This window comes from Rhodococcus sp. EPR-134 (assembly GCF_001647205.1).
Classification (GTDB): Bacteria; Actinomycetota; Actinomycetes; order Mycobacteriales; family Mycobacteriaceae; genus Rhodococcus_F; species Rhodococcus_F qingshengii.
In genome coordinates this window covers 1-11,234 of sequence record NZ_LVCT01000578.1, presented here as the reverse complement: position 1 = coordinate 11,234, position 11,234 = coordinate 1, and the positions used below count along the sequence as shown (strand labels likewise).

Annotated in this window: 9 protein-coding genes; 6 read left to right on the top strand and 3 right to left on the bottom strand. The window is 63.5% G+C overall.

Annotation, left to right across the window (positions count from 1 at the left end; genetic code table 11):
• Window positions 1-218: 218 nt before the first annotated feature.
• On the top strand, window positions 219-944 hold the full coding sequence (locus A2J01_RS25600; protein WP_042453658.1) for a hypothetical protein: 726 nt from the start codon (window positions 219-221) through the stop codon (window positions 942-944).
• A gap of 1 nt (window position 945) precedes the next feature.
• Here A2J01_RS25600 and A2J01_RS25595 read toward each other — a convergent pair whose 3' ends face one another.
• Window positions 946-1,848 (bottom strand): SDR family NAD(P)-dependent oxidoreductase, encoded by a 903-nt coding sequence (locus A2J01_RS25595; protein ID WP_064113867.1) that lies wholly within the window; start codon window positions 1,846-1,848, stop codon window positions 946-948.
• A gap of 71 nt (window positions 1,849-1,919) precedes the next feature.
• Here A2J01_RS25595 and A2J01_RS25590 point away from each other — a divergent pair, with 71 nt between their 5' ends.
• Window positions 1,920-2,210 carry a putative quinol monooxygenase gene (locus A2J01_RS25590; RefSeq protein WP_003943546.1) on the top strand — a complete coding sequence of 97 codons (291 nt, stop codon included), beginning with the start codon at window positions 1,920-1,922 and terminating at the stop codon, window positions 2,208-2,210.
• Between the two features lie 174 nt (window positions 2,211-2,384).
• A complete protein-coding gene (locus tag A2J01_RS25585) occupies window positions 2,385-4,004 on the top strand; it encodes an ABC transporter substrate-binding protein (RefSeq protein WP_042453342.1) in 1,620 nt (539 codons plus the stop codon).
• Between the two features lie 73 nt (window positions 4,005-4,077).
• On the opposite strand, the gene A2J01_RS25580 is transcribed toward A2J01_RS25585, so the two are convergent.
• Window positions 4,078-6,390, bottom strand: coding sequence for a transketolase-like TK C-terminal-containing protein (locus tag A2J01_RS25580; RefSeq protein WP_064113866.1), 2,313 nt, complete (start codon window positions 6,388-6,390; stop codon window positions 4,078-4,080).
• 292 nt (window positions 6,391-6,682) lie between these two features.
• Window positions 6,683-7,003, bottom strand: coding sequence for a UBP-type zinc finger domain-containing protein (locus A2J01_RS25575; RefSeq protein ID WP_003943615.1), 321 nt, complete (start codon window positions 7,001-7,003; stop codon window positions 6,683-6,685).
• Window positions 7,004-7,029: 26 nt separating this feature from the next.
• Here A2J01_RS25575 and A2J01_RS25570 point away from each other — a divergent pair, with 26 nt between their 5' ends.
• From A2J01_RS25570 to A2J01_RS25560, 3 genes are all read left to right on the top strand, one after another.
• Window positions 7,030-8,625, top strand: coding sequence for a Na+/H+ antiporter (locus A2J01_RS25570; protein WP_030536674.1), 1,596 nt, complete (start codon window positions 7,030-7,032; stop codon window positions 8,623-8,625).
• Window positions 8,626-8,807: 182 nt separating this feature from the next.
• Window positions 8,808-10,421, top strand: a complete 1,614-nt coding sequence (locus A2J01_RS25565; RefSeq protein ID WP_064113865.1) for an ABC transporter substrate-binding protein — start codon at window positions 8,808-8,810, stop codon at window positions 10,419-10,421.
• Between the two features lie 127 nt (window positions 10,422-10,548).
• On the top strand, window positions 10,549-11,234 hold a 686-nt coding region (locus A2J01_RS25560), incomplete at its 3' end, for an ABC transporter permease (RefSeq protein ID WP_064113864.1).

Here is an 11,234-nt window from a genome sequence, read left to right as displayed (position 1 = left end):
CTCGGTGGCGGAACAGGATCCAGCGGTTCCAGTGGCTCGAGCGGTTCGTCCGGAAGCTCCGGTTCCTGAAAACTCGGATGCCTTGAAGCAGCGGTGGTGACGGAATGTCACCACCGCTGCGGCGTCCGACCTGTAATAACCTGTGCCTCAGGGTGGGCGAAGGCGGACTCCATCAGGAGGACCTGCGCGGCCACGAAATCACAGGGGAGTCCTCAAACATGTTTCGAGACAGCGTTCTTGCGAGTCCGGTCCTGCGCCGGGGTGTGACAGCACTGGCAGTTGCGGCCGCGGCCACGATGTTTGTCGGTACTGCGGCAACGGCGGAGCCGGCGGCAGTCGTCGGTGAGGTGTCCGCGGACTCCATCGCGGCAGCCCGTGCGCAGGCCATCGGAACGACGGTCACCGTCGTGGGAACCGCGACTACGCCGTCGGGAGTCTTCGAATCCAGCTTCTACGACAAGGGCTTTGGTCTCCAGAGCGGAAATTCGGGCATCTACATCAGCGATCCGAACAACTCCGGGATTGCTCTCGGCGATCAGGTTCAGGTCACCGGAGTCCTCGCGGATCAGGAAGGCCTGCTCGTCGTCCGCCCGACTGCCGTCGAGGTAATCGGCACGACCTCCCAGATCAGCCCGGCGCGACTGCCCCTCAATGCAATCGGTGAGGGTAGCGAAGGTCGTCTCGTGACGGTGTCCGGAATCGTGAGCGGACCCGTCGTCGACGATCTGCCGTACGGTCACAAGATCCTGGTCTCGGGCGCCGAGGGAAACACCGTCATCTTCGTCAACACACAGACCGGAATCGACCTCGATGCCGTCGCCGTCGGACGCCCGATCACCGTCACCGGTTTCAGTGGCCAGTACGCCAGCACCTACGAGGTTCTTCCCCGCTCGGAAGCCGATGTGCAGCAGGGTTTCACGGGCAGCCTGAGTTTCGGAAGCTGACCTAGATCTCGAACCGAGCTCCGACGCGCATCGACCCGGGAGACAACCGGCTGATCGTGCGTCCGAGCTTGGCTTCGACGGTCACGGGCACGACGGCCTTGTTCGTGCGAACTGCTTTCACGATGGCACTGGCCACTCGATCAGGAGTGAAGTTCCGCTTGCGGTAGAAGTTGTCGACCTTGGTTTGATTTTCGAGTTGTTCCTCGGCGGTGGTCCCGGCAAATTCGGTGGTTTTGAGGATGTTCGTGTGAACGAGGCCAGGGCAGATGGTGCTGACGCCGATGCCGTGTGGAAGCAGTTCTGCCCGTAGGCAATCCGAGAGCATGAATACCGCTGCTTTGCTTGTCGAATACGCGGTGAGCGCCTTCTGTGGCGTGTACGCGGCGGCCGAGGGCAGGTTGACGACGTGCCCACCTGTTCCCCGGTCGATCATCATCGGGGTAAAGGCCCGGCAGCCGTAGACAACTCCCCAGAAGTTGATGTCCATGACGCGCTCGAACTGGCGCTGCTCGGTGTCGGCGAACGTTCCCGAGAACCCGATTCCGGCGTTGTTGACGACGATGTCCGGTACGCCGTGATGTGCCGCGACCGTCTCCGCGAACCGAATCACGGCCTGTTCGTCGGACACGTCCACCTGATAGGCGTGGGCACCGCCACCGAACACTGCTTCGGCGCCGCCCGCTTGCGAAGGGATGTTTACAAGTGCCGCAGTGTCCTGCGCGCTTTCGAGATTGATGTCGGAGACCACGACGATAGCTCCCTGGGCGGCGAAGGCGAGGGCCGTTTCACGCCCGATGCCGCTGCCCGCACCGGTGATCACCACCAGCGTGCCGGTGAGATCGCGCAGTCGACGCTGCAACTTCGTTCCGCGTCGCCAGCCGGTGACGTCCTTGAGTAGCCCCATTGGTTGCCCTTTTCGTGTGTACGTTTGTGGCGTGTGTCTCTAGCTGACTTCCCCTCTGCGAAAGGTATCCGATGAGCGAGCTTCGTGTAGTTGCAACCATCCCGGCCAAGTCCGGTTCCGAGGACGACGTCCGATCGGCTCTGACAACTCTCGCGGAGGCGAGTCGGTCCGAGGACGGCTGTGTGTCGTACGAGTTGTTCGAGTCAGCGGCTGCGCCCGGCACGTTCGTCACGATCGAAACTTGGCGCGGGCAGGAGGAGTTGGACGCTCACATGCAGTCCCCGCATCTGCAGGCCGCGCTGGCCGCCGCCGGACCACTTCTCGACGGCGCTCCGGCGATTCATCCGTTGAAAGGCGCCTGAATCAGAATGAATTCCTGACCTTCGCTAAGGGTCTGACCTGCGAATGTCGCTCGAAAACTGACCAATCGTCGCGCTCCATTCCACTGAGCGGGACCTGCGACTAATACCTGTGCCTTAAGTCACAAACTGTCTCGACAATGCTTCACATCACAGTTTCTGACCTGGAGGTTTTGAATGAGTCGCAGTTCTCGGCGCGGTCACCGCAAGGTTGCCGCCGTCGCGCTGGCAGTCTCCGCCGGCCTGTTCGTCTCGTCGTGCGCTGACAGCGGGAACGGGGGTGGGAGCGGCGACGCACCGGACTCCGGTTCGGGATTGTCCATCGGCCCGGTCAACGAGCAGTCCGGCGAGGGCGATCCGGTCAAGGGCGGCACCCTCACGTTCAGCGGGTACTCCGCCGTCACCAATCTCGATCCGGCGAAGACTCAGATCGCCGGTTCGGTCGCCGGTTCGGAGTTGGGCGCGATCTACGACACGCTCCTGCGGTACGACCCGGCGTCCAAGGAATTCGTTCCGAAGCTCGCAGAGTCGATGGAGCCGAGTTCCGACTTCAAGACGTGGACCCTCGAACTGCGTGACGGTGTGAAGTTCAGCGACGGGACGCCGGTGGATTCGGCGGCCGTCTCGGCGAGCCTCAATCGCTACGTCACCAACAAGGGACCGCAGTCGAGTCTGTACGCGTCGAAGGTCGCGTCGGTAGACACTCCGGATCCGTCGACGGTCGTCTTCAATCTCGTCGACCCGTGGACCGGTATCGAGTCACTGCTCTCGACGGGCCCCGGCATGATCGTCGCGCCGAGCGCCCAGCAAGGTGATCAGTTCACCCCGATCGGCGCGGGTGCCTTCACCCTCGAGAAGTTCGCTCCCAACGAGGAATTGATCCTCGACGCTCGGGAGGACTACTTCGACGGTGCCCCGAACGTGGACAAGCTGCGGTTGATCAGCATTGTCGGTTCGCAGTCCACCACCGAATCGCTCAAGAGCGGCGGCACGGACGTCGCATACATGCGTTCGCTACCGAACGTGCTGGATCTGATCGACTCCGGCTACCCGGGCTTCGTCGACATTCCGTCGCTGTCGTACCTCTCGCTCGTCAACACGGCACCCGGTCGTCCCGGTGCCGACGTGCGCATCCGTCAGGCATTGGCGCTCGCAACCGATCCCGTCGCACTCGACAACCGACTCAACGAGGGCAAGGGTCTGCCCGGACAGGTCATCTTCCAGGACACCTCCCGCTGGCATAACGACGTCGCTCCGATCGGCGTCGACACCGCCAAGGCGAAGCAGCTTCTCGACGAGGCCAAGGCCGACGGTTACGACGGCAAGATCACATACCTGACGCTGCAGGAGAATTCGGCGCAGGCGATGGCTCTCGCACTGCAGTCGATGGCCAACGCCGTCGGATTCGATTTCCAGATCGAGTACGTCAACTCGGTTGCCGACGTCGTCAAGCGTTTGTACGCCGACCGCGACTTCGACATGGCAACAGGTTCCGCCAGCCTCGCGGAAGCCGATCCTTTCGAGCGTCTGTACTCCAATCTCAAGTCGGGTGGACGGAACAACGCCACGAGCTTCTCCGACCCCGAGATGGATACGCTGCTCGATCAATTGGGTGTCGCGACGTCGACCGACTCGAAGATCGAGGTGCTCGCCAAGATCCAGGAGCGCGCCAATGAGGTTGTGCCGTGGCAGGTTTACGGCAACACCCCGTGGCTCGGTGTGTGGGGACAGAACGTCCACGGCATTCAGCAGAGCCTGGACGGAATCATGTTCTTCGACAAGGCCTGGAAGAACTAGACACCTGAATGACTGAATGGACCCGAGAAGCGTCCCTGCGGGGACGCTTCTCGGCATCAGAGAGTGGGATAGATCAAGAAGTGAGATCGAGGGCAGCGCGGACGATGCTGTCGGAGTCGAGGCCGTGGTATCGGTAGACGTCCTCGAGCGAACCGACCTGACCGAACCGGCTCACTCCGAGCGCAGCACCCGGAACGTTGTTGATTCCCGTCAGGAACGCGAGGGTGTGCGGGTGCCCGTCGAGAACGGTCACCATCGGCGCGGACCGGCTACTCGGAAAGACCTGATCCAGGATCCACGACGGACCGTCCGCGAGACCGCGCCGAGACTGGAGTGCTTCGAAGAGCAAGCCGGGGCTGGTCACGCAGACGACGTCGGCGGAAATGCCCTGCTCGCCCAGTCTTTCGGCTGCGACCAGTGTTTCGGTGACAGTGGCACCCATGCCGACCAGGGTGACGGCCGGATCAGGGTTGTGCCGCAGTGTGTACGCGCCGGCCACCACCTGACGTCGACGGCGTTCTCGCGCAGCCGGATCGGTCGGTACCGCGGCCAGGGCCTGATCGACCGGACGGGTCGACAGGCGCAGGTACGACGAGCTGCCGTCTGGTCGGCCCAGGCGTCCGATGCTGTCGAGGAGCGTCCACTCCACGTCGACGGCGAATGCCGGTTCGAAACTGACGCATCCCGGCTGTTCCAGTCCGATGGACGGGGTCTTGATCGACTGGTGCGCACCACCTTCGGCGGCCAAGGTGACGCCCGACGGAGTGCCGACCATGATCGACTGCCCTCCGGCGTAGATGCCGTACGACCACGGTTCGAGAGCCCGCTCGATGAAGGGGTCGTACATCACCCCGATGGGGAAGAGTGGCTGGCCCCAACGACTCCAGGTCGCTCCGAGTTCGCCCATCAGTCCGACCAGGTTGGTCTCGGCGATGCCGAGTTCCATGTGCTGACCGGTGGGCTTCTCACGCCAGTGCATGATCGTTTCGGCGTCGTCGGCAAACCAGTTGTGCCGCTCGTCGGGGGACCACACGCCGACCTTGTTCAGCCAGCCTGCGAGGTTGGTGGTGGAACTGACGTCCGGGCTCAGTGTGACAACACGTTTCGCGGCGTCCGGCGCTTCGCGGCTCAGGTCGAGTAGTACCCGGCCCAGAGCTGCCTGAGTGGTGGACGTGCCGGAGGGCGTACGGCCGATGTCTTTCGGAACTGCCGGGGGCACCAGATGCTCCACCTTCGGGCGAGTCAGGCGCCCAGCGGTTTCGGCGCAGATGCGGCCGGACGGGCTGTCGGTCTCGAACCGTTCCCAGGGCTTCGACGGATCCATGCCGAGTTCCGACGCCAGGTGCTCGAACTGCTCGGTGGTGAGCAGCGACGAGTGGTTCTGCGGATGACCCTGCGTCGGCAGACCCCGACCCTTGATCGTGTACGCGATGATCACGGTGGGACGGGTGTCGTCGATCTGTGCGTACGCCTCTCGCAGAGCGTCGAGGTCGTGGCAACCGAGATTGCGGATGGCTTCGAGCACCGTGGCGTCGTCGAGGTCGTCGATCAGCGCCGTGATCGCGTCGGCGTCCGCCGCGTCGCCGGGCAGTCTCAGACGTACCTCGTCGGCCGTGCATCGCAGCAGGCGCTGATACTCCGGATTCGGCATGTCCAGGATTCGTTCGCGCAACGCGGTGCCGCCCGGCCGGGTGAACAGTGATTCGAGCAGCGCACCGAACTTCACGGTGATGACCTGCCAGCCGGCACCCGAGAACATGCGCTCCAGGCGGGTTGCCGCGATGTTCGGCACCACCCGGTCGAGTGATTGGCGGTTGAGGTCGACTATCCACACGATCTCACCCAGTTCGGCAACCGAATGATCGAGAACTGCTTCCCACACCGCGCCCTCGTCGAGTTCGGCGTCACCGACCAGGGAGTACTGACGCCCGGTTCCGGCGCCGCCGAGGGAGGCGTCGACGTATCGGCGAGCGATGGCGCCCCAGATGGGAGCCGTCGCGCCGATACCCACCGAACCGGTCGAATAATCCACCGGATCAGGATCTTTCGATCGACTCGGGTAGCTCTGCAGGCCCCCGAATTCGCGCAGAGTCGTCAGGTAGGACTCGTCGAGTTCGCCGAGCAGATAGTTGATGCCGTGGAGCACCGGCGCCGCATGCGGCTTGACGGAAACCCGGTCGCCGGAACGAAGTTGGCCGAACCACAGGGACGTCATGATCGAGACCATCGACGCGCACGAGGCCTGATGGCCGCCGACCTTGAGCCCACTGGGATTCGGACGGACACGGTTGGCGTGATGGATCATCGCGGTCGACAACCACAGAACGCGCTTCTCGATCTCCGCCAGTGACTCGGGAGCGTTCTGGTCGATGTTGGGGCTGTTCACGGCCGGTCCTGCCTTCAGTAGTGGACATCGATCACCGCACCGCCTGTACCCCAGATCGTGGGGCCGACGATGTGGTTGTGATGTTTGGCAGGACTTCCTGAGGCCGAACCGTTCGGTGCGGCAAAGTCCAGCCGCACCTGTCGATCTGTTGTGCAGATTCTGCGTCAAAGTCCATCATCGGCATACAGATTGAGCAATAGCTACCCGGTGGATTGAGCAATGTGCGCAACACCGAGGGCTGTGCGCCGTGACAGGTGGGCACTATGCGCAGTGCACCGCCAGTCGCGCGCGGTCAGTCCATCAGGTCGTGGACGTAGCACCAGCGCCAGGATTCGCCGGGCTCGTGTGAGCGCATGACCGGGTGCCCGGTTTCGCGGTAGTGGTTGGTGGCGTGCTGATGAGGGCTGGAATCGCAGCATCCGACGTGGCCGCAGGACAGGCACATGCGCAGGTGAGACCAGTTATCCTCGCCCAACTCGGCGCACTCCTGGCAGACGCCGGGCGTCAGCGCCGCCGGGTCCGTTTCGGGCGCATTGGTTAGTTCCTCGCAACCGGTGGGAGCGGGTGCGGGCTGCTGTGTGCGAGCTGCTGCTCGCTTCAGGATTTTCTTCATCGCCTTCCATACTGCATGCTGCCAGGGTGAACGGCATATTACTGGGGGTTGTAGTAGCGGCGTTGCTGGTGGCGGCGGTCGCGCGAAGGTTCGGGCTGTCTTCGCCGCTGATCCTCGTCCTGGTCGGTTTGATCGCCTGTCAGATACCGGGTGTTCCGGAATTGGAACTCGATCCCGACCTCGTCCTGTTCGTCGTGTTGCCTCCACTTCTGTACTCGGCAGCACTGGACAGTTCATACCTGGCTTTGCGCTCGAATCTGCGTCCGATCGGATTTCTCGCGGTGGGGCTTCCCCTGGCGACGACGGCTGCGGTGGGCTTTGTCGCCTACCTGATCGTGCCGGAGTTCTCGATAGCGGCTGCTCTGGTTCTCGGCGCCATCGTGGCGCCGCCGGACGCGGTGTCCGCGAGCGCAATCGGACGCAAGCTCGGCCTGCCGCGCCGGATCATGACCCTGCTGGGCGGGGAGAGCCTGCTCAACGACGCCACCGCTCTGACGGCGTACAAGGTCGCTCTCGCGGCTGCCGTCGGTACGGGTGCGACGCTGATCGGCGGCTTCGAGACCTTCCTCGTCGCGGCGGTCGGTGGAACGGTGATCGGCCTCGCGGTGGGGTTCGTCATCTCGAAGGTTCGCGGCAAGCTCCAGGATCCGGTGATGGAGAGCGGAATCGGATTGGTGGTGCCGTTCTTCACCTACCTGGCTGCGGAAGAGGTCCACGCGTCGGGCGTCATCGCGGTCGTCGTAGCCGGATTGTTCCTCGGCCAGCGCTCCACCCGTGCGAGTTATGCGACGCGTTTGCAGGACACGGCAGTGTGGAGGGCCGTCGACCTGATCCTGGAGTCGTTCGTCTTCCTGTTGATCGGTCTCCAATTGCCCAGTGTCGTCAACGGATTGCAGGGGTACAGCACTTCGATCGTCGTCTGGGCGTCGGTTGCCGTTCTCGTGACCGTCGTGGTGGTCCGAATCGCCTGGGTGTTCCCGTTCACGTACGTACCGCGCTGGCTGTCGCCGCGTATTCGAGCGCGAGAGCCGGAGATTTCGGCGCGGGCGGTGTTCGTCGTGTCGTGGGCCGGTATGCGAGGGGTCGTGTCGCTGGCAGCTGCCTTCGCCATTCCGCTGACGGTCAACAGTGGGGAGGACTTCCCGGGGCGGTCGCTGATCCTCTTCCTGACGTTTGTCGTCGTGGTCGGCACGCTGTTGCTGCACGGCCTGACGTTGCCGTGGGTGATCCGTGTCCTCGGCGTGCAGGGGGATGAAGAGCAGTCCGACGCCCGCGCCGAGGCGGCAGCCCAGGACAAGGCTGCACGGGCCGCTGCGGCGCGGCTGGACGAATTGGTCGGAGCCGACGCCGACGACGTCCCTCAGGTCCGCAATCGTGCCGCGGACATCTTGCGAAGCTGGAACACCCACCGCGCGAACTCGGCGTGGGAGCGACTGGGACGCAGCGACGAGGATCTGGGGGAGAGCCCGTCGAACGCCTTCCGCTCGCTGCGCCTCGAGATGATCGATGCCGAGCGAGGCGTCTTCATCGCCGAACGCGATGCCGGCCGGATCGACGACGAGGTCCTCCGGAAGGTGCTTCGCGAGCTCGATCTCGAGGAAGCGACGCTCGACCGGGACTAGACCGGCTGGTCTGCTGTCGACGAAGGTAACCGCTGGCCAGGGTCGGTTTACCTGACTGTTGAGGCCTGCAACTTAACCGATTCCACTGAGCGAGACTCGATCCAATTTTCTGTGCCTCCCATCACAGACTGTTTCGTGTTCAACATCACGTCACGGTCTTACCCCGCCTTGGAGGCATTCGAATGAGTCGTAGTTCCCGCCGCGGAAGTCGCAGATTGGCTGCGCTGGCGATCACCGCAAGTATGTTCCTGGCGTCGTGCGCCGACAACGGCTCGAGCAATGGCGGCGGCGAATCCGCTGATTCCGGTTCCTCGCTGAAGATCGGCATGGTCAACGAGCAGGCTGATCCCGGCACTCCCACCAAGGGCGGCACGCTGACGTTCAGCGGTTACTCGGCGGTCACGACTCTCGATCCCGCGAAGGCTCAGGTTGCCGGCGCCACCGGTGGCAGCGAGCTCAGCGCCATCTACGACGTGCTCATGCGTTACGACCCCATCGGGCAGAAGTTCGAGCCCAAGCTCGCTCAGTCGCTCGAAGCGAGTTCGGACAGGAAGACCTGGACGCTGAAGCTCCGCGACGGTGTGAAGTTCAGCGATGGTACAGCTCTCGACTCGAAGGCCGTCGCCGACAGCATCAACCGCTACGTCACCAACAAGGGACCTCAGTCGAGCCTGTGGGCTTCCAAGGTTGCCTCGATCGACACCCCCGACGCGACGACCGTGGTCTTCAACCTCGTTGATCCGTGGACAGGCATCCAGTCGATGCTCGCCACCGGACCCGGCATGATCGTCGCCCCGAGCGCCCAGCAGGGTGACCAGTTCACCCCGATCGGCGCCGGCGCCTTCACCCTCGAGAAGTTCGCTCCCAACGAGGAACTGCTGTTGGCTGCTCGCCCCGACTACTACGACGGCGCACCGAACATCGACAAGCTCAAGCTGATCAGCATCGTCGGCGCTCAGCCCACCGCCGAAGCACTCAAGACGGGCGGCATCGACGCCGCGTACATGCGTACGCTCACCCCGATCCTGGATCTGATCGAGTCGGGTTACCCCGGCTTCGTCGACATCCCGTCGCTCGGTTACATCGCCAACGTGAACATGGCCCCGGGCCGCCCGGGCTCGGATGTCCGTGTCCGCCAGGCGATGGCGCTGGCCGTCGATCCGGAGACGCTCAACACCCGCGTCAACAACGGCAAGGGACTGCCCGGCCAGGAGATCTTCCAGGACACCTCGCGCTGGCACAACGACGTCGCACCGATCGGCGTCGATCCCGCCAAGGCGAAGGAACTGCTCGATCAGGCCAAGGCCGACGGCTACGACGGAAAGATCACCTTCCTCTCCATCCAGGAACCGTCCGCACAGGCAACGGCTCTGGCCATCCAGGCGATGCTCAACGCAGTCGGCTTCGACGCTCAGATCGAATACGTCACCGGTGCAGGTGATCTGGTCAAGCGGATGTACGCCGATCACGACTACGACATGAGCACCGCAGCACTGAGCCTCGCCGAGGCCGATCCCTACGAGCGTCTGTACACGGGCATCAAGTCCGGTGGCCGTAACAACGCGACCGGCTACTCCGACGCCGAAATGGATGCTCTTCTGGACAAGTTGGGCGTTGCAACCACCGACGAGGACAAGAAGGCAGTCCTGGCCCAGATCCAGGAACGCGCCAACGAGACCGTCCCGTGGCAGGTGTGGGGCAACGTCGCCGCACTCGAGGTGTGGAACCAGAACGTTCACGGACTCGAGCAGAGCCTCGACGGAATCGTGCTCTTCGACGGAGCTTGGAAGTCCTAGAGAGCCTGAAGTTCACAGCCGGCCCCGCGCCCGTATTGCAGCGGATCGGGGCCGGCTGCGAACGAAGAAATGAAATCAGAGGAACTGCTGTGTATTGCGAGCTCGCTGTCCGAAGGAGACGAAATCGATGAACATCGGCGCAATAGGTAAGAAATTGGGCCAGCTCGTCATTGTGATCCTGATCGTCAGCTTCGGAACCTTCGTGCTGGCATCACTGATCCCCGGCGATCCCGCTGTCTCCGTTCTCGGTGAAGGCCGAACGCCTGCCGAGTACGAGGAAGTTCGGCAGCAGCTCGGACTCAACGATCCACTCCTGGTTCGCTATTGGGACTGGCTGACCAGCGCTCTCCAGGGCGACCTCGGCAACTCGCTCGTTCCCCCGCAGCAGGACGTCCTCACCGCGATCAGTTCCGCTCTCCCCGTCAGCGTTCAGTTGGCAGTGATGGGTCTGGTCATCGCACTGGTCGTCGCAGTTCCGCTCGCACTCTGGTCGGCGCACCACGAAGGCGGCGTCATCGACCGCGTCATCAGCGCCGCGACATTCGGTGTTCTTTCCGTCCCGAGCTTCCTCGCCGGTCTGTTGCTGATCATGGTCACCGTCAACTGGCTCGGCTGGTTCCCGCGATCACAGTGGGTGCGCATCGGCGACAGCCTGTCCGGAAACCTCTCACACGCAATACTTCCCGCGATCACCATCAGCCTCCTCGAGATGGCGATGTTCACTCGCGTTCTCCGATCCGACCTGGTGACGACGCTCCGTGAGGATTACATCCTCGCGTCGAAGGCCAAGGGAATGCCCACGCTGCGAGTGCT

Bases quoted from the DNA above. Each gene is read 5' to 3' on its own strand.
- A2J01_RS25565 (WP_064113865.1), top strand. From the start codon at position 8,808: ATGAGTCGTAGTTCCCGCCGCGGAAGTCGCAGATTGGCTGCGCTGGCG.
- A2J01_RS25575 (WP_003943615.1), bottom strand. From the start codon at position 7,003: ATGAAGAAAATCCTGAAGCGAGCAGCAGCTCGCACACAGCAGCCCGCA.
- A2J01_RS25595 (WP_064113867.1), bottom strand. From the start codon at position 1,848: ATGGGGCTACTCAAGGACGTCACCGGCTGGCGACGCGGAACGAAGTTG.
- A2J01_RS25600 (WP_042453658.1), top strand. From the start codon at position 219: ATGTTTCGAGACAGCGTTCTTGCGAGTCCGGTCCTGCGCCGGGGTGTG.
- A2J01_RS25585 (WP_042453342.1), top strand. From the start codon at position 2,385: ATGAGTCGCAGTTCTCGGCGCGGTCACCGCAAGGTTGCCGCCGTCGCG.
- A2J01_RS25590 (WP_003943546.1), top strand. From the start codon at position 1,920: ATGAGCGAGCTTCGTGTAGTTGCAACCATCCCGGCCAAGTCCGGTTCC.